At 55.3% G+C, this 22532-nt stretch carries 21 protein-coding genes; 12 read left to right on the top strand and 9 right to left on the bottom strand.

From position 1 onward, the window contains the following. From L1D47_RS15175 to L1D47_RS15185, 3 genes are all read left to right on the top strand, one after another. The coding region (locus L1D47_RS15175) for a hypothetical protein (RefSeq protein WP_239885882.1) at nucleotides 1-187 on the top strand (187 nt) is incomplete at its 5' end. A 301-nt stretch (nucleotides 188-488) separates the two neighbouring features. Beyond that, nucleotides 489-1115 carry a DUF1294 domain-containing protein gene (locus L1D47_RS15180; RefSeq protein WP_239885883.1) on the top strand — a complete coding sequence of 209 codons (627 nt, stop codon included), beginning with the start codon at nucleotides 489-491 and terminating at the stop codon, nucleotides 1113-1115. A gap of 87 nt (nucleotides 1116-1202) precedes the next feature. Next, complete coding sequence (locus tag L1D47_RS15185; RefSeq protein ID WP_239885900.1) at nucleotides 1203-1676, top strand: FKBP-type peptidyl-prolyl cis-trans isomerase; 474 nt, start codon at nucleotides 1203-1205, stop codon at nucleotides 1674-1676. A 132-nt stretch (nucleotides 1677-1808) separates the two neighbouring features. Here the strand turns inward: L1D47_RS15185 and L1D47_RS15190 are convergent, their stop codons facing one another. The 3 genes from L1D47_RS15190 to L1D47_RS15200 form a co-directional block, all read right to left on the bottom strand. Beyond that, nucleotides 1809-3047 (bottom strand): Xaa-Pro peptidase family protein, encoded by a 1239-nt coding sequence (locus tag L1D47_RS15190; protein ID WP_239885884.1) that lies wholly within the window; start codon nucleotides 3045-3047, stop codon nucleotides 1809-1811. Between the two features lie 399 nt (nucleotides 3048-3446). Next, nucleotides 3447-4235: an ROK family protein gene (locus tag L1D47_RS15195; protein ID WP_239885885.1), complete on the bottom strand. Its 789-nt coding sequence runs from the start codon at nucleotides 4233-4235 to the stop codon at nucleotides 3447-3449. 160 nt (nucleotides 4236-4395) lie between these two features. Further along, nucleotides 4396-5592 (bottom strand): MFS transporter, encoded by a 1197-nt coding sequence (locus tag L1D47_RS15200; RefSeq protein WP_239885886.1) that lies wholly within the window; start codon nucleotides 5590-5592, stop codon nucleotides 4396-4398. Between the two features lie 347 nt (nucleotides 5593-5939). Here L1D47_RS15200 and L1D47_RS15205 point away from each other — a divergent pair, with 347 nt between their 5' ends. After that, the gene (locus L1D47_RS15205; protein WP_239885887.1) at nucleotides 5940-7727 is read left to right on the top strand and encodes an aminopeptidase P family protein; all 1788 of its coding nucleotides are present in this window, start codon (nucleotides 5940-5942) and stop codon (nucleotides 7725-7727) included. Between the two features lie 58 nt (nucleotides 7728-7785). Here the strand turns inward: L1D47_RS15205 and L1D47_RS15210 are convergent, their stop codons facing one another. Continuing rightward, a complete protein-coding gene (locus L1D47_RS15210; RefSeq protein ID WP_239885888.1) occupies nucleotides 7786-8985 on the bottom strand; it encodes an EAL domain-containing response regulator in 1200 nt (399 codons plus the stop codon). Between the two features lie 320 nt (nucleotides 8986-9305). On the opposite strand from L1D47_RS15210, the gene L1D47_RS15215 reads away from it, so the two are divergent. From L1D47_RS15215 to L1D47_RS15230, 4 genes are all read left to right on the top strand, one after another. Next, on the top strand, nucleotides 9306-10604 hold the full coding sequence (locus tag L1D47_RS15215) for a DEAD/DEAH box helicase (RefSeq protein ID WP_239885889.1): 1299 nt from the start codon (nucleotides 9306-9308) through the stop codon (nucleotides 10602-10604). A gap of 152 nt (nucleotides 10605-10756) precedes the next feature. Then, nucleotides 10757-11428: a peroxiredoxin-like family protein gene (locus L1D47_RS15220; RefSeq protein ID WP_239885890.1), complete on the top strand. Its 672-nt coding sequence runs from the start codon at nucleotides 10757-10759 to the stop codon at nucleotides 11426-11428. A 159-nt stretch (nucleotides 11429-11587) separates the two neighbouring features. Beyond that, a complete protein-coding gene (locus tag L1D47_RS15225) occupies nucleotides 11588-12220 on the top strand; it encodes a DUF2913 family protein (protein WP_239885891.1) in 633 nt (210 codons plus the stop codon). 135 nt (nucleotides 12221-12355) lie between these two features. Next, the gene (locus L1D47_RS15230; protein ID WP_239885892.1) at nucleotides 12356-13855 is read left to right on the top strand and encodes a carboxypeptidase M32; all 1500 of its coding nucleotides are present in this window, start codon (nucleotides 12356-12358) and stop codon (nucleotides 13853-13855) included. Between the two features lie 75 nt (nucleotides 13856-13930). Here L1D47_RS15230 and L1D47_RS15235 read toward each other — a convergent pair whose 3' ends face one another. Together L1D47_RS15235 and L1D47_RS15240 are read right to left on the bottom strand one after the other, a co-directional pair. Then, the gene (locus tag L1D47_RS15235) at nucleotides 13931-15718 is read right to left on the bottom strand and encodes a flotillin domain-containing protein (protein ID WP_239885893.1); all 1788 of its coding nucleotides are present in this window, start codon (nucleotides 15716-15718) and stop codon (nucleotides 13931-13933) included. A 64-nt stretch (nucleotides 15719-15782) separates the two neighbouring features. After that, nucleotides 15783-16418, bottom strand: a complete 636-nt coding sequence (locus L1D47_RS15240) for a YqiJ family protein (RefSeq protein WP_239885894.1) — start codon at nucleotides 16416-16418, stop codon at nucleotides 15783-15785. Nucleotides 16419-16737: 319 nt separating this feature from the next. Here L1D47_RS15240 and L1D47_RS15245 point away from each other — a divergent pair, with 319 nt between their 5' ends. From L1D47_RS15245 to L1D47_RS15255, 3 genes are all read left to right on the top strand, one after another. Then, nucleotides 16738-17250, top strand: a complete 513-nt coding sequence (locus tag L1D47_RS15245) for a GNAT family N-acetyltransferase (RefSeq protein WP_239885895.1) — start codon at nucleotides 16738-16740, stop codon at nucleotides 17248-17250. Nucleotides 17251-17259: 9 nt separating this feature from the next. Next, nucleotides 17260-17520: a DUF2960 domain-containing protein gene (locus L1D47_RS15250; RefSeq protein ID WP_239885896.1), complete on the top strand. Its 261-nt coding sequence runs from the start codon at nucleotides 17260-17262 to the stop codon at nucleotides 17518-17520. Between the two features lie 61 nt (nucleotides 17521-17581). After that, nucleotides 17582-18091: an RDD family protein gene (locus L1D47_RS15255; RefSeq protein ID WP_239849776.1), complete on the top strand. Its 510-nt coding sequence runs from the start codon at nucleotides 17582-17584 to the stop codon at nucleotides 18089-18091. A gap of 269 nt (nucleotides 18092-18360) precedes the next feature. Here the strand turns inward: L1D47_RS15255 and lptG are convergent, their stop codons facing one another. Together lptG and lptF are read right to left on the bottom strand one after the other, a co-directional pair. Continuing rightward, nucleotides 18361-19419 (bottom strand): LPS export ABC transporter permease LptG, encoded by a 1059-nt coding sequence (gene lptG / locus L1D47_RS15260; RefSeq protein WP_239885897.1) that lies wholly within the window; start codon nucleotides 19417-19419, stop codon nucleotides 18361-18363. Beyond that, a complete protein-coding gene (gene lptF / locus L1D47_RS15265; protein ID WP_239885898.1) occupies nucleotides 19416-20528 on the bottom strand; it encodes an LPS export ABC transporter permease LptF in 1113 nt (370 codons plus the stop codon). Before lptF ends, lptG begins: the two co-directional genes overlap by 4 nt. Before the next feature lie 220 nt (nucleotides 20529-20748). Here lptF and pepA point away from each other — a divergent pair, with 220 nt between their 5' ends. After that, nucleotides 20749-22257: a leucyl aminopeptidase gene (gene pepA / locus L1D47_RS15270; protein ID WP_041510261.1), complete on the top strand. Its 1509-nt coding sequence runs from the start codon at nucleotides 20749-20751 to the stop codon at nucleotides 22255-22257. Nucleotides 22258-22350: 93 nt separating this feature from the next. Here the strand turns inward: pepA and L1D47_RS15275 are convergent. After that, a partial coding sequence (locus L1D47_RS15275; RefSeq protein ID WP_239885899.1) for a transposase occupies nucleotides 22351-22532 on the bottom strand: 182 nt, incomplete at its 5' end.

Here is a 22532-nt window from a genome sequence, read left to right on the forward strand (position 1 = left end):
AATCAATCTTCAATTTATTGCGCTGTCGATTACAGAAAACAAACAAGTGCCCATTACAGGGCTCTTGTCGCAAGCTATAAGCAACAATGTTACTCAAACCATCTATCGACTTGCGCATATCAGTGATGCCGCATATCAAAGTGACATCAAGCCGGGTACTGTTATTAAACATATTGTCCTCCTATAAATCAGAAGAACAATGATGGTGGCTGATAGCTAAAATATGAAGGTGCAGTTTGTCGGACGCTTACGTTCGTCTTGAGCACGTTCAACTCTTTGTTACTCGGCTTTTATATAGAATAACTATACTCCAAGCCTCATGCCGCGATTTGAACGTGCTCAATTAGAACAAAATTTGTTCTCAAAAGGTCAACAGGCCCTAGCGTAATTTAACCTTAATGCGGCCTTAAGTATTTGCATCGACTGTGATGTGCTTCGCTCAAGCATTAAAGTAAGATACAGGCTTCCACTCGATGCAAGGATCTCGCATGAGCAGCAAAATTTTTACCGGCACCCTAAGCCAATGGCACGACGACAAGGGATATGGTTTTATCAAGCCTAATGGTTCGGGAGCCGAGCTATTTGTCCACATCAGTAGCTTCAGAGGCCATGTGCCTCAAAAGGGTCAGGCTCTCAAATATCACCTCAGCCAGGACAAGCAGGGCCGCCCCTGCGCCGAACTGATCCTTTCAAAGGCAAGACGGACGTCAAACAAGACACCGTCTTCCCGGCTCGGCTTTAAGTTTGCCCTGCGCCTGCTGCTCGCCGCCGCACTGTTTATAGGCCTCTTCTTCGCAGCCATAATGCAGCGACTCCCCATGGCAAGCCTACTCTACTTCGCCGTCTTGAGTCTCATCACCTATATGGCCTATGCCGTGGATAAGAGCGCGGCGCAGAAAGGGAGCTGGCGCATACAGGAAAGTAGCTTACACCTACTCTCCCTACTAGGTGGATGGCCGGGCGCCATGCTGGGCCAGCAACACCTGAGGCACAAGTCCAGTAAGCGGGCTTTTCGTTTGGTGCTCTGGTTGACCGTCATCATCAACCTCAGCCTGTTGGGCGCCGTAATCTCTCCCCTGGGACAGGCCTTGCTGACACGGCTCGGGGTGAACTAGCCTGACAGCGCCATGTTTGTGCTACGCGTTTACCCAAGAGGCGCAATTGGCTATGATGAAGGCCGCACTTTTTCAGGAAAATCAATGATGAGAATGATATTAGCAGTCGTAGTGATCGCCGGCGTGTTGTTTTACTTCTTTACCAGCATGAATAACCAGAAGGCGGCTAAGGAAAACATCGCCAAGGGCGAGGCGTTTTTAGCCCAGAACAAGACTCAGGAAGGTGTTATCGAAACCGCCTCGGGGCTCCAATATCAGATACTGGCAGAGGGCGACGGCAGCGTTCATCCCAAGGCTAGCGATACTGTGACGGTGCATTATCATGGCACGCTGATCGACGGCACTGTGTTTGACAGCTCGGTCGAGCGCGGCGAACCCATCGCCTTCCCACTCAATCGCGTCATTAAGGGCTGGACCGAAGGGGTACAGCTGATGGTCGAAGGCGAAAAGACCCGCTTCTTTATTCCGAGCAGCCTGGCCTATGGCAATCGCAGTGCAGGTAAGATCCCCGGCGGCTCTGTGCTTGTCTTCGATGTGGAGCTGATCAGTATAGATAAATAATGCTTCTACGCTGACAGCATAAATAAACGCGCCCTAGGGCGCGTTTTTAGTTTCATACCAACCACTGTAAGTTCGTGATCAAAAATAGCGTTTTAACAAGCTAGCATGATCAATTATTTATTACGATTGATATCAATATCCGAAGGGGTTATCGATAGAGTGAGCAGGCTGGGTAAACCATTTGGGGCCATTCTCTGTCATGTAGAAGTGATCCTCGTGACGCACCCCAAATTCGCCCGGCACACACAGCATGGGCTCGTTACTGAAACACATGCCCGGCGCCAGCGGTGTGTGATCATTCAACACCAGATAGGGCCATTCGTGAATATCTAGCCCTATGCCATGCCCCGTCCTGTGAGGCAGTCCCGGCAGCGCATAGCCGGGGCCGAAGCCCGCCTGTTCAATCACATCGCGCGCGGCGCGATCCACACTTGAGCATGGCGCGCCCACCTTGGCCGCCTCGAAGGCCGCAAGCTGGGCATCTTGTTCCAGCTGCCAAAGCTGACGCTGACGCTCGCTCGGCGTGCCGTATACATAGGTGCGGGTAATATCCGAGTTGTAACCATGGAGCTGACAGCCGGTGTCGATCAACACGGTATCGTTAAGCTCCAGCGCCTTGGGCGACTTGACCCCGTGAGGATAGGCCGAGTCTTCCCCAAAGAGTACGATGCAGAAATAGGAACCCGTCGGGGCGCCCACGGCCTTGTGAGCCTGGTGAATAAAGCTCTCCACCTCACCGACTGTGATCCCTTCACGCAGGATACGTGCGGCGGCCTTGTGCACCTCCAGAGTCATATCCTTGGCACGCTGTAGCAGCGCCAGTTCAGTCTCAGACTTGAGCATACGACAAGCCGCCGTCACCGCCTTACCATTGACAAATTCAAGAGCCGGCGCCAGTTGACGCACGCCATCGAAGATGAAAAACGCCGCCGACTCATCCATCGCCAGCTTACCCTGGCTAATGCCTAGCTCACCCAGACGCTTAACGCAAAGCGCATAGGGACTCTCATCCTCATGCCAGCAGTTAACCCGCCCCTCGATCACCATGTAGCCCTTGAGGGTGTCTAGCTCGAACGCGGGAGCGATATATTCCAGCTCACCCTCGGCTGGCAAAATAGCCCCCACCATACGCTCGCTGGCGTACCAGCGTGTGCCGGTGAAGTAGTAGAGATTAGTGCCCGCATTAAGATAGATAGCGGCGATCCCCTGCTGACGCATCAGCTGCTGCGCCTTGTCGATACGCGCCCTGTATTCTTGCGCCGTGATCCCTTCGACCCCTTGGGTCATATCAGACAGCTTGGCCAGCTCCAGCTCGGGGCTCGAACCGCCCACGCCCACAGTGGCAATCTCACTCGTGGTATTTACACTCATAGTTAACACCTTTGACGGCAGTCTGAGAGGCATGCCCGCAACCACCGCTGAAAAGAATAATGATAGGCAGCCTTTTTAGCATAATGTATACAAAAAAGCAGTAGCTAGCAGAAAGAAAAATCTTCAAGGTGCGCCGAAACTCGCCAATCAGCTTGGCATGAAAGCCTTTAGCGTTATAGGAAGCCCTTAGCCTGAAAGAGAACCATTAGCTGTAAAAGAGAACCATTAGCTGTAAAAGAGAACCATTAGCTGTAAAAGAGAACCATTAGCTGTAAAAGAGCCTTTAGCGTTGTGGGAAACCCTTAGCATGTAAACAACCTGGCGCTGTCGAGATAAGCGTTCACTCTCGATAAAGCCTATTTATAGATAAAAGTCTGGCAGGCTTATAAGCCCAAACACTTACTCGCCGTGCTGAGCATGCTTAGCCAGCAGTACCTTGAGGCCGCGACACACCAGAGTCTCCATATCGTCGACCCGGGCGATATTCACATCACCGAGTGGCGAGGTTAAGGCCAGTTGTTTCAGAGACTCGACACAGCCCTTGTAATAGTCGGGTTGGTTCATCATGGAGCCCGCAAGCCAGATTCGATTTGGATTTAGCAGGTTGATGGTCCAGGCAATCCCCATTCCCAGGTAGTTGCCGGCGCGATAGAGCTCCTGCGGACTCTTGAGGCCGCGTATCCTAATCGACTCGCCACTGGCCAGCTGCTCCAGGCTGTACTCTCCCCCTTCGGTCATCACCCGGCAATGACCAAGCTCACCGGCGACACCGCCGGCACCGAGAAAAGGCTCGCCCTTGATGGCGATCGCCATGCCTATGCCGGCGCCGCTCATCAAGAGCAGCTCGCAGGTGTTTTTAGCCTCGCATACCGCCAGCATGCCGGCGTCGATATCATTATGGAGCAGGCTAAAACGCGCCCGCGTCTTGAGCTGTGCCAGCGACAGGCCGTTGAGCTTAGGCGCCGCCTTACAGGCGATGAGTGTGTCTTGCTTCACCAACCCGGGCACCGCTATCCCAAGGGCATAGTCACTCAGGTCATAGTCGGCTTCGATATCGGCGATATGGCCATTGAGATCGTCCAGGGTAAAGTGCTCACCCGTCGCTATCTTGTATTGCTCGGTGCGCCCCTGAGTCTCAATTTCGAACAGGGCGGTCGTCGCGCCAATATCTATGGTCAGGGATTGCATATCGAGCTCCGTAGCCGCCTCGCTCATTGCAGCAAGACGCTTCTCGATGCCATGAGTAGAGAGAGTTGTGTATCGCTAAATTTTATCACAAAAAGCATCGGCTGATACTATATAAAATTCGACTAACACTTTGCTTTGATTTAATTTCCATCAAAGGCTATCAGGTTTCATCCACTTTCTGTTGCCCTGCCAGCTTCAGCGGCACCCTGCCCCAGGCCATCAACAGCAGATGTATTGCCAACAGAGGGATACAGGTGAGCAACATCACCTCCCAGCCTAACCAGTGCAATACCCAGCCGGCGCTCAAGGAGGCGATCGCCTGGGAGCCGAAGACGAAGGCATCGTTAAAGGCCTGAACCTTAAAGCGTTCTTCGCTGTGATAGTGACGAGGCAACAAGACGGTGCCGGCGACAAACAACAGGTTCCAGCCGATCCCCAAGAGCACCAGGGCCGTCCAGTAGTTAAGCAACTCGCGCCCGAGCAAGGCCACCGTGATGGTCACGCCATAGGCCGCCAGCCCCACCAGCATCATGCGGCTGGTGCCAAACTTGGCTACCAGGTATCCGCTAAACAACGAGGGAAAATACATTGCGATGATATGGCTCTGGATCACCCACTTGGTATCGGCCAGGGAATAGTGCTCCATATGATGCATGTGCAGCGGCGTCGCCGTCATGATGAAACTCATCATGCCATAGCCTATGGTAGCGGCGCCGATGGCGGTCCAGATAGCGGGCTGCAGCAAGATGTTGCCAAGGGGGCGTACGCCTTGATGCGAGGTCACATGAGCGGGCCTGTCCTGATCATTATCCTGATAGAAACAGAGCACCAGCCCCGCCATCAGGCAAACACAGATCAGAAACAGGAAGGCGCCCACGTGGGGCGTCGCGAACAGGTTCTCACCCATGACCGCAAGTTCAGGCCCAACGATAGCGGCCACCAATCCACCGACTAAGACCCGTGAGGCCGCCTTGGCGCTATGGAGCGCTTCCACCGACTCCATGGCGGCAAAACGGTATTGCTGCACTATCGCCCCGGCGGCACCAAGCAGTAGCCCACTGAGGCAGAAAGGCACAAAAAGCTTTGCCTGGGTCGCAAAGGCCGCCAGCGCGCCGGCAAAGGCCCCCAGGCCCGTCCCCAGCAGAAAGATCTTCTTACGGCCGAAGCGGCGCATTAAACGGCTGATCGGCACTACTGAGACAGCCACCCCAATCACCATGATGGCTATCGGCAGGGTTGCCAGGGCGGGTGTTGGCGCCAGTTCGGCGCCAATCAGGCCACCGAGCAACATCATCATGGGGGTCGCACTCATGGCAAAGGCCTGGGCCAGGGTTAACACCCATACATTTCTAGGCATAAAATTAATCACAAATGTTTTACTTACGAGCAAAATACTGACTCATGACGAAATTTACCAGCCTTGAACGCCGTTATTGGGGATTTCATCCCTCCCCCTCGCCGCTATCTGATTCAATCGCCTCAATAAATCCTCCCCCTCTGACTCACATCTCCTCAAACGCTGGTCAGACTTTACGGTGTCGCCCCTGGGCTTTTTCGCGCTTCCCTTCCAACTCCCCCCTTGAGCTGCGATAATCGGCGACAACTCGGCCATATCTCAATCTGTAGAGACAGGGCCAGCCTATTCGCTTAACCCCAGAAGGCCACGATTAGATGGCCCCGCAAGTGGGTACTAAAGGAGACTTCATGACATCTGTAACCGCACAACGTCTACACGCCGTAAGAAGCGACATGCTCAGCCAAACACTCGATGCCTTCATCGTCCCGCGGGCCGACGAATATCTGGGCGAATATGTCCCCGAGCGTAATGAAAGACTCCACTGGCTCACAGGTTTTACCGGTTCGGCTGGCATGGCCATAGTGCTCAAACAGCGCGCTGCCATCTTCGTCGATGGTCGCTACACGGTCCAGGTTAAGCAGCAGGTAGACAATAGCCTGTTCGATTATCAGAGCCTGCACGATACCCCACAGATCCCCTGGCTTATCGCCGAGCTAGGTGAAGGCGCCCGCATCGGCTATGACCCACGCCTGCATACCCTGAGCTGGCAGCAGCAGGCCGAGGCTCAGTGCCAGCGCGCCGGCATAGAGCTGGTTGCCGTCCTAGAAAACCCCATCGATCGCCACTGGCAAGAGAGACCCGCCGCATCCAGCGCCCCTATTAGCCTGTTTAGCGAGCAGAGCGCCGGCGTCAGCAGCGCAGTGAAACGTGAGCAGATAGGCGAAGCCGTGGCCGCAGCGGGTGCCGATGTGGCACTGATCAGCGCACTGGACTCCTTCTGCTGGTTACTGAATATTCGCGGCAACGACGTGCCGCGCCTGCCCGTGGTGCTAGGTACCGCCCTGCTGCATAAAAATGGTGAGATGACACTCTTTACCGATCTGACCAAGCTGCCTGAGGGAATTCAGGCCCATGTGGGTGACGGCGTCAGCTTCAAGGCCGAGTCTGAACTCGAAGGCGTATTATCTCGGCTCGATAGCGTCAAATTGCTGGCCGACCCTGACAGCGCAAATGCCTGGATGCAGTTAACGGCCCAACAGGCTGGTGCAAGGCTTATCGCCGGTCAAGATCCGGTTGCCCTGCCCAAGGCACAGAAAAACCCGGCTGAGCTTGCCGGACTCAGCGCCTGCCATGTTCGTGACGGCGTTGCCGTGAGCCGTTTCCTCGCCTGGCTCGACGCTGAAGTGGCGGCAAATCGTCTCTATGACGAAGGCACCCTGGCCGATAAGCTGGAGAGCTTCCGCCTGGAAGATCCTCAGTATCGTGAGCCAAGCTTCGATACCATCTCGGCCACTGGCGCCAACGCGGCCATGTGTCACTACAACCACAACAATGGCACTCCCGCCATGATGACCATGAACAGCATCTATCTGGTGGACTCGGGCGCCCAGTATCTGGATGGCACCACAGACGTCACCCGCACCATCGCCATCGGCGAGGTCACCGACGAGCAGCGCAAGATGGTCACCCTGGTACTCAAGGGGCATATCGCCCTGGATCAGGCCAAATTCCCTAAAGGCACCACGGGTCAGCAGCTCGACGGCTTCGCCCGTCAATATCTGTGGCAACATGGCTTCGATTACGACCATGGTACGGGCCATGGCGTGGGCCACTTCCTCAGCGTACACGAGGGGCCACAGCGGATCGCCAAGAACAGCAATGGCGTCGCCTTGCTGCCGGGCATGGTGGTGTCGAACGAGCCGGGCTACTACCGCGCCGACGCCTTCGGCATCCGCATCGAAAACCTTGTCGCGGTGCAGGCCTGCGAGGCGCTGACCAGTGCCGAGCGTGAGATCTATGAATTTCATGCCATCACACTGATCCCCATCGACACCCGCCTGGTCGATAAACAGCTGCTCACGGACGCCGAGGTCAACTGGCTCAACACCTACCATCAGAGGGTCAGGGAGACCCTGAGCCCGCTGATGCAGGGCGCGGAGCTAGACTGGCTGCTCAAGGCGACTGAGGCCATCTAACCCTTAAAAAGCCATAAAAAGAACCATAAAAAAACAGCACCCCAGGGTGCTGTTTTTTTTAGGCCTGAACCAGACGCTCCCGCGCCTTTAGCCAACGCACCAGCTCACTGTAGGGTTTAGGGCGACAGATGAGGTAGCCCTGCAAGGAGATATCTTTAACCTGCTCCAGGTAGTTGAGATCATGGATATCCTCGACCCCTTCGGCCACCAGATGAATGCCGAGTTTGCCGCTGATCGCCTGCATAGAGCGCAGTATGGTCTGGGAGACGGGATCTTTGTGTATGCCATGTACCAGGCTACGATCCAATTTCAACTCGCTGATGGGCAGGGTGCATAACTGGGAGAGGTTGGTATAGCCTGTGCCGAAATCGTCGATAGCGACGCCGATACTGTTCATCCTCAGTTGACTGATGGTCGAGTGCTGGCGCTGCTTGTCCAGCACCTGATTTTCGGTGATCTCCACCGTCAGCCGTGAGGGCGACACCAGGTTCTGCTCACAGTACTGCAACAGCCGGGTATGCCAGCCACTCTGATTGAGCTGCTTGGGGGTCAGATTTATCGACAGATGGCATTGTTTGCAAGACTCGAACTGGCTGATCAGCGCCCACTCTGGGATGGCATTATTGAGCAGTTTAGTCGTCAGGCTGTTGAGGGCGTTGTTGCACTCGGCGACATCGATAAACTTATCCGGGGTGATCAGCTGCAGGCGGTTGCCCTGCTGCAGGCGACAGAGCACCTCGAATCCCTTTATCTTGCCGCTGGCGATGTCCACCTGCGCCTGATAGTAGGGGATGATCTTATTGGAGTTGATGGCGCGGCGGATCTCGTCGATACTCATCAATCCCTTGTGGCGCACGCCATTTCCTTGAAAGGCCATGAGACGATAACGCTCGACACAGACCCTGAGCTGCTCGGTAGTAATCGGCTTCATCAGGGCCCCCAGCAGCCTGAGCTTAGAGGCCTCCACCAGCTGTGAAGCAGCCTCGACGATGCGCGACTCCATGCCCGACGCGATGATGATGCCTCCCTTAAACTCCATCTTACTTAGGCGCATCAGAAACTCTATGCCATCCACCTCGGGCATATGCAGGTCCACCACCACTATCTGGTAGTCATCGCTATATTTACTTAGGGTACGAATGGCGCTACGGGCGTCGCGGCAGAACTCGACCTTGTCCACATCCAGTAGCAAAAAGTGACGACTGAGCACCCGGCAGGCGCTCAGCGAATCATCGACGATCAAGACATTTATCGACATCTCATCCCCTCATCCAAAGCAGGTTGCTGCCTTGCAGTTGGGGCAAATAACGATACACCTAAGCCTCCATGCCTGTGACAACCTCCAAACGTTAACTTAATAAGGTTAGTTCAGCGCTCTTAGGTGTCAAATAGACCCAATAGGTTGAGAGACAAGTGAATCGCGGCAGATAAAAGTGCAGGTTTTAACCGAAAATTTTGCTATACTCCGCGCCCGCCTTTGTGACCCAGAGGCGTTATGGGTTAAGGTACGGCTCGAGTCTGGACTAAACTCAATTTGATATGTCGTTATTTTAAAAAGGTAAACAACAGGATATCCCAATGAGATTTGAATCTTTCAGTTTTGCACCCGAGATTTTGCATGCCATCTCAGAATGTGGGTACCAAAAAATGACGCCCATTCAAAAAGAGGCCATCCCGGCGATTCGCCGCGGACAGGATGTGCTGGCCAGCGCCCAGACAGGGACCGGCAAGACGGCGGCCTTCGCCCTGCCTATCCTGCAGAAGATGTTCGACACCCCAAGCGATACCCAGCGCTCCAACACCCGCGCCCTGATCTTGGCCCCCACCCGTGAACTGGTGGCCCAGGTGGCCGATAACATCAAGCAGTACAGTCGTTACCTGCCTGTCTCGGTACTCACCGTCTATGGCGGCGTCAAGATGGATACCCAGGCCGCCAAGGCCAAGAAAGGCGCCGACATCATAGTCGCCACCCCGGGACGTCTGCTGGAGCACCTGCAAGCCTGTAACCTCAACCTCTCTAATGTCGACTTCCTGGTGCTGGATGAGGCCGACCGCATGTTGGACATGGGCTTCATCACCGACATTCAGAAGATCTTGCAGCAGGTGAATCGCGATCGCCAAAACCTGCTGTTTTCGGCGACCTTCTCCAGCGCCGTCAAGCAACTGGCCAACGAGATGCTGGTCAAGCCTAAGCTGATCGCCGTCGACAAGCAGAACACCACTGCGGTGACCGTCAGCCAGGTGGTCTACCCGGTAGAGCAGCGCCGCAAGCGTGAACTCCTCTCCGAGCTTATCGGCAAGAAGAACTGGCAACAGGTGCTGGTATTTACCGCCACCCGCGAAGCCGCCGACTCACTGGTGAAGGAGCTAAACCTGGATGGTATCCCTTCGGCCGTGGTTCACAGCGAGAAGGCCCAGGGCAATCGTCGCCGCGCGCTGCGCGAATTTAAAGAGGGTAAGGTGCGCGCCCTGGTCGCCACCGAGGTCGCCGCCCGTGGTCTGGATATTCCCGAACTGGAATATGTGGTCAACTTCGACCTGCCCTTCCTTGCTGAAGACTATGTGCACCGTATCGGTCGTACCGGCCGCGCCGGTCGCAGTGGCGTCGCCATCTCCCTGGTGAGCCGTGAAGAGGAGCGCACCCTGGCCGATATCGAGAAGCTGATCGGCAATAAGATCCGCCGGATCACCATCCCAGGCTACGAGGTGGGCAGTCGTGACCTCCTGATCAAACAGCTACAGAAGCGCCGCAGCTTCGCCAAGAAGCAGCAGCGCAGCGACAACGTGGGCGCTCAGGTGATCGCCGAGAAGAACATGGGTACTCGCCGAGTGAAGGTGAAGAACTCATCCAACGCGAAAATAAAGAAGCAAAAATAATCGACGTACGGTCACATAATTATTATCTAATCAAATAAGGCACTTAACAGTGCCTTTTTTGATCGCATCGATTAATTCTCCATCGGGGTAAAAGTTTAACGCGGTCGCCTGGGTCTGTTCGACACATAAAACAATCACGAGAAGGCCAATTGATGACCAAGACGAACAATTCCTCCACCCGCGCGCTGTTGAGCGCCCTACTTTTTACATTATTGAGCCTACTCTTATTTACGGCTAAACCTGTCATGGCCAAGACCATCGCTGAGAGCCCAACGGCAATCTCGCCGCTACTCAACGGCCAAGAGGTGCCATCGATTCAAGTCAAGACACTTAATGGTGACAACATAGATCTACAGCAGCTGATTCAGGGAAAACCCAGCGTGATCTTCTTCTATCGTGGCGGTTGGTGCCCCTTCTGTAATGCGCAGATGGGTCAACTACAAGCCATCGAAGGGGATCTGCTCGAGATGGGCTTTCAGCTAATAGGCGTATCGCCGGATGCACCAGAGGAGCTGCGCGCCTCCATGACCAAGAACGACCTCAACTACACCCTGGTATCAGATGCCAAGCTCAACGCCATGCGCGCCTTCGGTCTGGCCTATTTCACCAGCCAGGCCATATCTGACCGTTACATGGCCAAGATGCAGCTGAAAAACAAGCTGTGGAAGAATGCGGCCGGCGAGTCGCGTCTAGTACTGCCCGTGCCCGCCGTCTACATCACGGATAAGACGGGTCTTATCCATTTTCAATATATCAATCCTAACTACAAGGTGCGCGCCGAGCCTAAGCTAATCCTCACCGCGGCCAGCCTCATCAGGCAGTAGCAAACAAGCAACTCCTGCCATAAAACTGCAAGCCAGGCTCAACAAACCACCGCATTTGAACCAACTGCGGTGGTTTTCTTTATCTGACTGATATTGATGAGGGGTGTGATAGGGTATACTCGGCGCCGCATCCCTTTATTTCTTTTGCGTGGAGACGCAATGACAGAGCAAAGCTACAATCAAGCCCTAGTGGCACTCGCCCAGGCGGGACTCGCCGCCCTGAAGGCACGCAACGACAACCCTGGCAGCATCAAGACGGCTGCGGCAGAAAGCCATTTCCTCTGCAACTGGATGGTACAGTCGCTTAAAGAAAGACGCTTCTCCAAGTTGGTGGCAGAAGATCTGACCCGCTGGATAAGAGAGGGACGCAGTAAAGGCGCTGGCGCGCAGTTACCCCTGTTGCTAGCGCGCATCGAAAGCCAATACCTGCCCGCGATGGAAAACGCCCAGGTGGGCCAGTCGCTGCGCGCGCTGATCGCCGAACTTGAAGCCCAAGACTGGCTGGTCATCCTCGACTGCGAGGTGAGCGGCAAACTCAGGCTCGACAGCGACGGGCAAAACAGCCTGGTGATCTCGGTCGAGCAGTATGAGCAGCACCTGGTGAACGATAAGCTGGTTAAGCCCATCACCCTCTTTATTCGCGCCGACGAGCAGCTGATCGCCCAGCACGCCGTTAAACACGCCCTCCTGCTCAGCCAGGGCGACAAAAAAGCCAGCAGCATCAAGCACCACAAGGCCTATCGCCTCTATCCTGGCAATCGCCTGCCGGCGCTGGCGCTGCTGAAAGCCTAAACACGCCTTAGCTCGCCTTCTGTTACAGGCCGTCTTAACCAAGACGGCCTTGCTTATCGACACTCGTTTCCGGCCATTCTCGTGTTAGCATGTCAGCCATTAACTTAAGATCGACAGACACTATGGACAGAGGCTATGACAGCAGACAAGCAAGATTCGGCGACGCCGCACTACGACGCCTTATGCGCCGCATTTAGACAGATCCACCACTTCGAACACCTAAGAGCCCTGGGCGACTGGGATCAGGCCACCATGATGCCAAGCGGCGGCAGTCAGGGCCGGGGCGAGGCGATGGCCGAACTGGCACTGCATATCCATGGGCTTAAGACGGCGCCTTCCCTGGTCGATGGGCTGGCCGCGGCAGGCGAAGAAACCTTAACGCCCGAGCAGGCGGCTAACCTCAGAGAAATGCGCTATCACACGCTGCAGGCTACCGCCCTGCCCGGCGCGCTGGTGCAGCAGAAGACCGCACTCACCTATGCCTGTGAACATGCCTGGCGTCAGCAACGCAAAGACAATGACTGGCAGGGATTTAGGCCAAACCTGGAGAAGGTGATCGCCCTGGTGCGCGAAGAGGCGCAGATCCTCGGCGAGGTCCAACAGCTCTCTCCTTACGATGCCCTGCTCAATAAGTTTGAGCCAGGCTGTCATACGGCGGCGCTCGACAAGGTGTTTGGCGAGCTGAGAACCTGGCTGCCCGATATGATACAGCAGGTACAAGCCAGGCAGCAGAGCTGGCAAGCCGTAGACATTCCCCACTGCAGCGCCCGCGCCCAGCAGGCCCTCAACCTGGATGTGATGAAGCTGCTAGGGTTTGATTTTAATCAGGGACGCCTGGACACCAGCAGCCACCCTTTCTCTGGCGGAGTCCCCGGCGATGTACGCATCACCACCCGCTACGATGAGGCCGACTTTGCCACCTCCCTCTATAGCACCATCCACGAGGTGGGCCATGCCCGCTACGAGCAGGGACTGCCCATCGACTGGCGCGGCCAGCCCGTAGGACTGGCTCGCTCCATGGCAATCCATGAGAGTCAGAGCCTGTTCTTCGAGATGCAGCTGGCCAGAAGCCCGGCGATGCTCACCCTGCTGACAGAGAAGATTAATCACCAGCTGGGCAGCCAACTCACTCAGGAGTCCCTGACACACCTAGTACAGCGGGTCACCCCAGGCCTCATCCGAGTCGATGCCGACGAGGTAACCTACCCTTGTCACATCATGCTGCGCTATGAGGTAGAGAAAGGCCTTATCGACCACAGCCTAGAGGTCGCCGACCTTCCCGAGTTCTGGGACAATCAGATGCAAAGCCTGCTGGGCCTCTCTACCAAGGAAGACTATCGCAACGGCTGCATGCAGGATATTCACTGGCCGGTGGGCGAACTGGGTTATTTCCCGAGCTACAGCCTGGGCGCCATGTACGCGGCCCAGTTTAAGGCCAGCATGGTAGAGAGCCTTGGCGATATCGACAGCCTGATAGAGGGCGGCAATATAGGCCAGCTAATGAACTGGCTGGAGCAGAACATCTGGTCACAAGGTTCGCGACTGACCACAGATGAGCTGGTGACTAAGGTGACCGGCGAGGTGCTCAACCCAATTCACTTCAGACGCCATCTGGAGCAGCGTTACTTAGCTTAAGAGGCAAATCTAGCTGCAAGCGAAACAAAAAGGCTAGCGCATCGACGCTAGCCTTTTTGTTTATTACGATTGGTATTAGCTCGCGACATCGCCCTCGCGCGGCGTCTTGCCGTTTAGCGGCGAATGTGCCCCCTGGCTTTCTTCGGCTAACTCGCCAGAACCCAACATCTCGTTGGTGATCATATTCTGCCCCTTGAGCAGATCGTTGAGTCCACCTTTTTGGGCATCGACCATGCCGAGCTCTCTGAGCATGGCATCGACGATGGGCGCGTTGGCGCGGTAATTCAGCGCCGCCGAAGTTACCTGTTCGGCGATGCCGCCCTGGCTCAATACCGCCTCGCCGTTACCCTGGGTCGCCCCCGAGGTACCATAGCCCTGCAGTATCTTGATCCCTTCGATGTTCTCCAGCGGCTTGACCGCCTGGGCCACCACTTCCGGCAAGGCCTTGAGCATGGCCAGCGCCTTCTGCAGCTCTATCTGTTCGCTGCTCAGCACGTTTTCCGCCTCGTGCAGCGCCTGCTTACCGGCCGCCTCGACCGCGTATACCTTCTCGTCGGCCTCGGCCTTAAGCTTCTTGGCATCCGCCGCCGCTTTCGCCTCGGTCAGAATCGCGCTGGCCTTATCCTCGGCGGCGCGCTTCTCGGCTTCCGCCTCGACCGTCACGCCCACCGCATCACGCTCGGCTTCCTTACGGGCGTCGATCACCTCGATCTCTTTACGACGGTTAGCCTCGGCCACCTGACGTACGGTGATAACCGCTTCCTCTTTCTCAACCTTAAGCTTCTCCGCCTCTGCAGCCTTGGCGCGCGCGGCTGATTCCTCCTCCGACTTCTCGGCGACCGCGATCTGCTTGTCCTGCTCCGCCACCTCGATATCGCGCTGCTGCTGAATGCGCGACTGTTCGATCGCCTTACGCTTCTCGATCTCGCGAGTCTCGATATCTTTGGTCTTCTCGATCTGCGCCGTCTCTACCGCACGTTCCTTGGCGATCTCCGCCTCTCTCTCTTCGCGGCTCTTCTGTTCCTGCTTCTTGAGGATCTCCGCCTTCTGCTCGGCTCGCTTAAACTCCAGGGCCTGTTGCTGCACCAGACGAGCTTCCTCTTCGGCCTTCTCGATCTCCAGCGACTCCTTCTCGGCTTCCAGGTTACGCTGCTCTATCTTGATGCGGTTTTCCTGTTCGATGTCGTTGGTCTCTTTGCGCTTCTCTTCGATGATCTTCGCCAGGCGAGCGCGACCCTCGGCATCGAAGGCATTATTTTCATTAAAGAATTGCAGATCGGTCTGATCGAAGCCCGTCAGAGAGACTGACTCCAGCTCGAGACCGTTCTTCTCCAGATCGTTGGCGACGTTGTTCTGCACCCGCTGCACGAAGTCGGCGCGCTGCTCATGCATCTCTGTCATGGTCATCTCGGCCGCTACCGCACGCAGTACGTCGACAAACTTAGACTCCATCAGCTTCTTCACCTCTTCGACTCGGGTAGTACGGGTACCTAAGGTCTGCGCGGCCATGGAGATCCCCTCCACACTCGGCGCGACACGCAGATAGAAGTCGGCGCGCACATCCACCCGCATACGATCTTTGGTGATCAGTGCATCTTTCTGCATCTTCTCCACCTCGATACGCAGGGTGTTCATGTTCACCGCGATCGTCTCATGCAGCACAGGCAACACTATGGCGCCGCCATCTTTGATAATCTTCTCACCGCCAAAACCCGTTCTCACAAAGGCGGTCTCTTTCGAGGCCCGTCGATATAACTTGGCAAATATCAGGCCGATCACCAAGATACCGATTAATACCGCGCCCGCGGCGACAAACACAAAGCTGCCACCCAATGACACGCCTATTCCTTCAACTTCATTCATGTTTCATCCTTAATCTAAGCATGTTGTAAGCAGGTTTTCCGGCAAACCTTAAGGCTGCCAAAGACTAAATTTCGTTGTTAAATTGCACCACAGACCAGACCTGGCCATTACGGTTTAACAGCACCACAGAGGTGCCCTGAGAGAAGGCCTCACCGGCCAGCTCAGGCTCGACCAACACATAGTGCTTCTGCTGATAGGCATCTTTCACCACGGCTTCGCTGGGAAATCCCTTGCGGGCACAGCCCAGGGTCACCACCCCAACCAGGCCGCTGAGGTCATCCACAGAGATCGCCGACGTTTCGTTTTTGGGCAGCAGATTAGCGAGACGGGCGCCGAGGAAACGACAGGAGAGCGCGCCAAGCACTATGGCCAGCGGAATGCTTAAGGAAGCCGGCAAGGCAGTATCAATCGATAGCGCCAGATAGTTGATGCTAAAGCCTGCGATGGCAAAGCTGGTCAGGGCCAGCACCAGCCAGATGAGCAGAGGCAGACGGTCAAGGCAGAGCCAGCCGGCGACACCTGTGACACCCGAAACGCCAGTGTCTACATCGGCATCCATCTCCATGGGGGTCAGATCGTCCAGCAGCCCAAACAGGCTGAGGCCAAATACCATAGAGAAGCCCTCGACCAGACCAAGGAGGATCACTAAGGCCAGCGCTAGGCTGTAGGGTAAGTTATCGGTAAGCAGTAAAACATCCACAGTCTCTCTCCATGAGAAAATGCCTCTTGCCCCAGGGGGATTTAAGGCCCGCTTAATGTCGCGCGCGTATATTGCTATACGCCTGTTCCTATCCAAACAATGACTCACTGGGCGGCTCAGACAAGATACGACTTGCCAAGGTAGGCGAGCCACCGAGATTAGAGAATAACAGACTGAATAATTGAGTAAATAGCCAATATTCACATTTGTTTTGCTAATCTTAACGCCCTGGCCAACACCATTGATAAGGCCAAAAAGCTGTGCGAACATCTAGCCTTTGCCCCATCGACCTTTACCCTCACAACTAGAAACATTAGCGATGCAAATACGAGCAATACAGGCCCAGGACTGGCCGAGCATTTTACACATTCAGGATGAGTGTTACCCCAATATTGAGCCAGAATCCCTCGACGCCCTGCAGAGCAAGGCGATGCTCTCCCCCGATACCTGCTATGTGGTCACCCAGAACGACTCGGTGATCGGCTATTGCCTGGCCCATCCCTGGCAGCGCGACCTGCCGCCGAGCCTGGAGCAGGTATTGGACCAGGCACCCTTGCAGGAAACGCTCTATCTTCATGACATCGCCTTTTCCGCCAAGGCACGGGGGCTAGGCGCTGGGGCGGCGGTGTTTAGCCGCCTCATAGAGCGGGCGCAAGACAAGGGGCTAGACAGCATCTCCCTAGTGGCTGTTGGCGGCGCCCACACATATTGGCAACGTCTGGGCTTTAAATCGCGTATAATCGACAAATCCCTGGACAGCTACCCGGAAGATGCCTGCTATATGGTGTATGCCATAGCAGCGCACGCCCCCGGCGTTTCACCTCAAGAATAAGAGATTATTATGGCCCGCAAAGTCGGTTATACCTTTAAAAATCAATACAAAGAGATCAACTTCGTCTACGACAAGTTTCATGACATCTATGAAGCCGTGGCCGCGGCCGAAGGGATCGATCTGACCCGCTATCACGCCATGGAGGCTCAGGTCGCCATGACATCCAAGGGCTCCCAGGCGGTGAAAGACTATCGCCAGAAGGAGTTCGCCCGCTTCGGCTTTAGCGACATCCACTTTATTCGAGATGAAAGCGCTCAGGATGAAAGCTAAGGCCAAGTTAGCTAGAATAAGCCACCCATATTCGCCTTTTACCAGATGATGTAGGCCCTAAATGTCTAATATTGAACATGCCAATTTTCCCAGAGCCGGCTTCTTTCGCCGCCTGGGCGCGATAGTGTACGACCTGCTGCTGGCCGTTGCCGTCTACATGGTGGCCGGTGCCATCGGCTTCGGTGCCTTTACCGCCCTCACCAGCAGTGGCCTACTTGCCATGAATGGCTTCGAGCATGTCTCGGATCTGCTCAACGGCACCCCGCTCTACAAAGGCCTGTATCAGCTGTGGATCACCTTCTGCGTCGGCCTCTTCTATGTGCTGTTTTGGAGCTACGGCGGCCAGACACTGGGCATGCGCGCCTGGCGCCTGAAGATCCAGCACCCCAACGGCCAGAGCCTGAGCATGATCACCGCCACGGCCCGCCTGGTATGGTCGCTACTTGGCATAGGCAACCTGTGGATCCTCATCAACGGCGATAAGCTGGCACTACAGGATATGATGACCCGCTCGGAAGTGGTGGTGCTGTCAAAAGAAGCCAATCAGATGCGTAACTGGCACGGCGTCTAGTAATACCAATCGTGATAAATAATTGCTCAGGCTAGCTCGTTAAAACGCTCGATAACGGTATTAGGTAGACTAACGACTCATCTAAAAATCCTGCTTGGTTCTCAAGCGTTTTTCCTGCGCTATTTCTGATCAGATACTTACTATGATGGGTATAGATCGCTAAAACTAAAAAAGGACCCCTAGGGTCCTTTTTTATTGAGCGTATTTATTTGCGCTTATCCATTGCGCTTATCCATATTGCGCTAGCCGATAATCGGCTAAACTCGCCCCTAGCGGCGTATATAGTAGATGGCCACGCTACTGAAGATGAGCGGCGGCATGACGGCCCCCAGCACGGCTGGCAGGCCGTAAACCAAGGTCATGGGGCCAAAGATCTCGTTGCAGATATAGAAGCTGAAGCCCGCAACCACCCCCAGCAGCACCCGTGCGCCCATGGTCACGGTACGCAGCGGACCGAACACGAAAGAGAGGGCCACCAGCATCATGACCGCCACGGTGATCGGCTGTAAGATCTTGCGCCACAGCGCCAGCTCATAGCGGCCAGAATCCTGGTTGTTCACCTTGAGGTATTCCAGATAATCCACCAAGCCCTGAATCGATAAGGCCTCGGGTTTTACCGACACCACGCTGAGCTTATCCGGCGTCAGGGTCGACTCCCAGCGATACAGGGTCAGATCCGTCAGGCTCACCTGCTCTGGCGTGATCTTGGTCTGACGCACATCCAGCAGACGCCAATGATCCTTGGAATAGACGCCGCGACGCGCCTCTATGGTCCCCACCAGGTTCAGATGGTCATCGAACTCATAGAGCACGATATTGTGTAGGCTGTTGATATCCTCTATCTCGCCGATATTGACGAACAAATCGCCATCTTTGGCCCAGATACCGCGGCTCGACTTGAACAGGCTACCGCCCGAGAGCTTGACCGCCTGCAGCTCCTTACCATGACGCTCGGCCACGGGTGCGCCCCACTCACCCAGCGCCATCACCAGAATCATCAGGGGCACCGCCGTCTTCATCGCCGACAGGGTGATCTGAAAGCGGGAAAGGCCCGCCGACTGCATCACCACCAGCTCAGAGTTCGATGCCAACATCCCCATGCCGATCAATGCCCCCAAGAGCACGGCCATGGGGAAAAACATCTCGATATCGCGGGGGATCAGAAACAGCACATAGATGGCGGCATCCACCATGGTATAGGTACCGCGGCCGACGAGACGCAGCTGATCCACCCACTTGATGATGCCAGACAGGCCGGTTAACACCAGCAAACACAGGCCCGAGGTGCTGACCAGGACGCGAGCGATATAGAAGTCTAAGATTCTCATGCATTCACCTTCTTACGCTTGATCAAGCCAGAAAGCTTGGCACCTGTGGGGCGCTCCTTACTCAGGAGCAACATCCCCAAAAACAGCGCCGAGGCATGGATCCACCACATGCCGAGATAGGCGGGGATCACCTCATCCTCCAGTGCCTTACGCCCGGCGATCATCAGACCGAAGTAGCCCAGATAGAGCAAGATGGCCGGGAACATCTTGGCAAACTTGCCTTGGCGTACATTGACCCGCGCCATGGGCACGGCGATCAGCGTCATGAAGGGGATCGCCAGCGGGATGGCCAGGCGCCAGTGGAACTCGGCCACCGCCTCGGGTCCCTCGGTATCGAGCAGCTGGTCGATAGGCAGGGCAGACAACTTGCGACGACGCTGATCCACCTCCTGCTCCTTGATCTGCATCTCGTAACCCGCAAACTCGACCACCTGATAGTCGAGACGATTCGGCTTATTCTGATACTGAATCCCGTCGTTAAGTTCCAGGCGCTGCTCACCGGTATCGTCCTCGATCACCCGGCCTCCTTGGGCCACCACGATATTGGTCTGGCTGGCGCCATCTTCCGGGTCGGGCAACTGTGCCACGAATACCTTGTCCAGTTGATTGTCGCGGCCGATACGCTCGACAAAGAGTACAGCGCGGCCGTTAGGGCTGGTCTGGAAGCGTCCCTGGGTCAGCGCCGCTAAACCGGCTTCCGACTGGGCATTCTCCAGCACGCGGTTTTGCGTCTCCTCCGCCCAAGGAGTGACATAGATAGATAGAAAACCGGTAAACAGCATATTGACGACGGCGAGTAGCAGGGTCACCCGGGTGACATACCATTCACTCACACCGACGCTATGGAAAACCACCATCTCGCTTTCGGCGTACATACGGCCATGGGCCACCAGAATCCCCAAAAAAAGACTCAGGGGTACAACAAGCACGGCAAGATAGGGAAGATTGAGCCCGAGTAGGGTCATCACCAGAGAGGCGGGAAACTCGCCATCGGATGCATCAGCGAGTACACGAACAAAATGTTGGCTAATAAAAATAGCTAACAGTACTAAAAGCACTGCCATCTGCGCTTTTAAAACTTCACGAATCAAGTATCTAAATACAATCACAGGCAGGATCCAGTCCCTAAACTTATATTTATGCTGGTATCAGCCCACTTTTCATGTAGACTGTCTACTTTTGGTAGTTTTGTGACCAGCCTTTAACTAAAAATGGCAGAAAAACACCTGAAAAATTAACATTGGTGTACCAATTTTAGGTCCGTTTTGGACACAAGCAGACATTATCTAATAAATAATAATATTTGTCTTTAAGAATCTAGGAGAGCTCATGGAGTTTAGCGTTAAGAGCGGCAGCCCGGAAAAACAACGTTCGGCCTGTATTGTCGTTGGTGTCTATGAACCTAGACGCCTCTCTGGTATTGCTGAGCAACTGGATAAAATCAGTGAAGGCTACATTAGCAACTTACTTCGCCGCGGCGACTTAGAGGGTAAGCCAGGTCAGATGCTACTTTTGCATCATGTACCCAACGTGTTGAGTGAACGCGTCCTTCTTGTAGGTTGTGGCAAAGAACGAGAACTAGACGAACGCCAGTACAAGCAGATCATCACTAAGACCATCAACACCTTAAACGACACAGGTTCTATGGAGGCCGTTTGCTTCCTGACCGAGCTGCACGTTAAGGGTCGTGACACCTATTGGAAAGTACGCGAAGCCGTTGAATCGACTCAGAACAGCCTATACAGCTTCGACGCACTCAAGACCCGCAAGGGCGAAACCCGTCGTCCGCTGCGCAAGCTGGTATTCAATGTACCGACTCGCCGCGAACTCACGGTAGGCGAGCGCGCCATCGAGCACGGCATGGCCGTATCGACAGGTACCCAGCTGTGTCGCGACGTGGCCAACATGCCACCTAACATCTGTAACCCGGCTTACCTGGCCTCTCAGGCGCGTCAAATTGCCGAGAACCATGAAAACCTCACCGTCACTACCGTTGGCGAAGAGCAGATGGCCAAGCTGGGCATGAACTCATACCTGGCCGTCGGCCGCGGCAGCCATAACGAGTCGGTCATGACCGTCATGGAATACAAGGGCGCGGTAGATAGCACAGAGAAGCCTATCGTACTTGTGGGTAAGGGCCTGACCTTCGACTCGGGCGGTATCTCGCTCAAGCCAGGCGAAGCCATGGATGAGATGAAATATGACATGGGCGGCGCCGCAGGCGTGATCGGTACCATGCTGGCCCTGTGCGAACTGAAGCTGCCGATCAACGTGGTCGGTGTATTGGCGGGCTGTGAAAACATGCCATCGAGCAACGCCTATCGTCCAGGGGATATCCTGACTACCATGTCGGGCCAGACGGTAGAAGTGCTCAACACCGACGCCGAAGGCCGCCTGGTACTGTGTGACGTGCTGACCTATGTAGAGCGTTTCGACCCTGAGCTGGTCGTCGACACGGCAACCCTTACCGGTGCCTGTGTGATCGCCCTGGGTAAACACGCCTCAGGCCTCTTCTCCTCCCACAACCCGCTGGCTCACGAGCTACTCAACGCCGGCGAGCAGAGTGGCGACCGCGCATGGCGCATGCCGCTATGGGATGAGTATCAGGAGCATCTGGAGAGCCCGTTTGCCGACATGACCAACCTGGGCGGTCGTCCTGCCGGTGCCATTACCGCAGCCTGCTTCCTGTCGCGCTTCACCAAGAAGTACAACTGGGCGCACCTGGATGTGGCCGGTACCGCATGGAACAGTGGCGCCAACAAGGGCTCGACCGGTCGCCCCGTGCCGCTGCTGACGCAGTTCCTGATCAACCGCGCTGGCGTTGAACAGGGCGAGTAATGCCCCATCACCTAGCCTAAGGCTGTGATTAAGTAAAGAATCCACCTTCATAGAAGGTGGCTTTGATTGGCCCCCTATAAGGGGGCTTATTTATTAATCAACGTTCAATTGTAATTGACGCTCGGCCTCTTCCTTCTCTTGTCTGTCTTGATGCCGCACGTAGCGCCTAATTATTTCCTCATTCGCTCCTACCGAAGCCACAAAGTAACCACGTTGCCAGAAATGATTACCCCACAACTTCTTCTTTCTTAAATATGGATACTTCGCGAATAATC

The sequence above is a fragment of the Shewanella sp. Isolate7 genome, assembly GCF_022398425.1.
Taxonomy (GTDB): domain Bacteria; phylum Pseudomonadota; class Gammaproteobacteria; order Enterobacterales; family Shewanellaceae; genus Shewanella.

What these genes read in the sequence shown, in the direction of transcription:
- L1D47_RS15180 (WP_239885883.1), top strand. Translation starts at nt 489, where the DNA reads ATGAGCAGCAAAATTTTTACCGGCACCCTAAGCCAATGGCACGACGAC.
- L1D47_RS15215 (WP_239885889.1), top strand. Translation starts at nt 9,306, where the DNA reads ATGAGATTTGAATCTTTCAGTTTTGCACCCGAGATTTTGCATGCCATC.
- L1D47_RS15210 (WP_239885888.1), bottom strand. Translation starts at nt 8,985, where the DNA reads ATGTCGATAAATGTCTTGATCGTCGATGATTCGCTGAGCGCCTGCCGG.
- L1D47_RS15195 (WP_239885885.1), bottom strand. Translation starts at nt 4,235, where the DNA reads ATGCAATCCCTGACCATAGATATTGGCGCGACGACCGCCCTGTTCGAA.
- L1D47_RS15185 (WP_239885900.1), top strand. Translation starts at nt 1,203, where the DNA reads ATGAGAATGATATTAGCAGTCGTAGTGATCGCCGGCGTGTTGTTTTAC.
- L1D47_RS15205 (WP_239885887.1), top strand. Translation starts at nt 5,940, where the DNA reads ATGACATCTGTAACCGCACAACGTCTACACGCCGTAAGAAGCGACATG.
- L1D47_RS15190 (WP_239885884.1), bottom strand. Translation starts at nt 3,047, where the DNA reads ATGAGTGTAAATACCACGAGTGAGATTGCCACTGTGGGCGTGGGCGGT.
- L1D47_RS15230 (WP_239885892.1), top strand. Translation starts at nt 12,356, where the DNA reads ATGACAGCAGACAAGCAAGATTCGGCGACGCCGCACTACGACGCCTTA.
- pepA (WP_041510261.1), top strand. Translation starts at nt 20,749, where the DNA reads ATGGAGTTTAGCGTTAAGAGCGGCAGCCCGGAAAAACAACGTTCGGCC.
- L1D47_RS15255 (WP_239849776.1), top strand. Translation starts at nt 17,582, where the DNA reads ATGTCTAATATTGAACATGCCAATTTTCCCAGAGCCGGCTTCTTTCGC.
- L1D47_RS15200 (WP_239885886.1), bottom strand. Translation starts at nt 5,592, where the DNA reads ATGCCTAGAAATGTATGGGTGTTAACCCTGGCCCAGGCCTTTGCCATG.
- L1D47_RS15225 (WP_239885891.1), top strand. Translation starts at nt 11,588, where the DNA reads ATGACAGAGCAAAGCTACAATCAAGCCCTAGTGGCACTCGCCCAGGCG.
- L1D47_RS15250 (WP_239885896.1), top strand. Translation starts at nt 17,260, where the DNA reads ATGGCCCGCAAAGTCGGTTATACCTTTAAAAATCAATACAAAGAGATC.
- L1D47_RS15235 (WP_239885893.1), bottom strand. Translation starts at nt 15,718, where the DNA reads ATGAATGAAGTTGAAGGAATAGGCGTGTCATTGGGTGGCAGCTTTGTG.
- L1D47_RS15245 (WP_239885895.1), top strand. Translation starts at nt 16,738, where the DNA reads ATGCAAATACGAGCAATACAGGCCCAGGACTGGCCGAGCATTTTACAC.
- lptG (WP_239885897.1), bottom strand. Translation starts at nt 19,419, where the DNA reads ATGAGAATCTTAGACTTCTATATCGCTCGCGTCCTGGTCAGCACCTCG.
- L1D47_RS15220 (WP_239885890.1), top strand. Translation starts at nt 10,757, where the DNA reads ATGACCAAGACGAACAATTCCTCCACCCGCGCGCTGTTGAGCGCCCTA.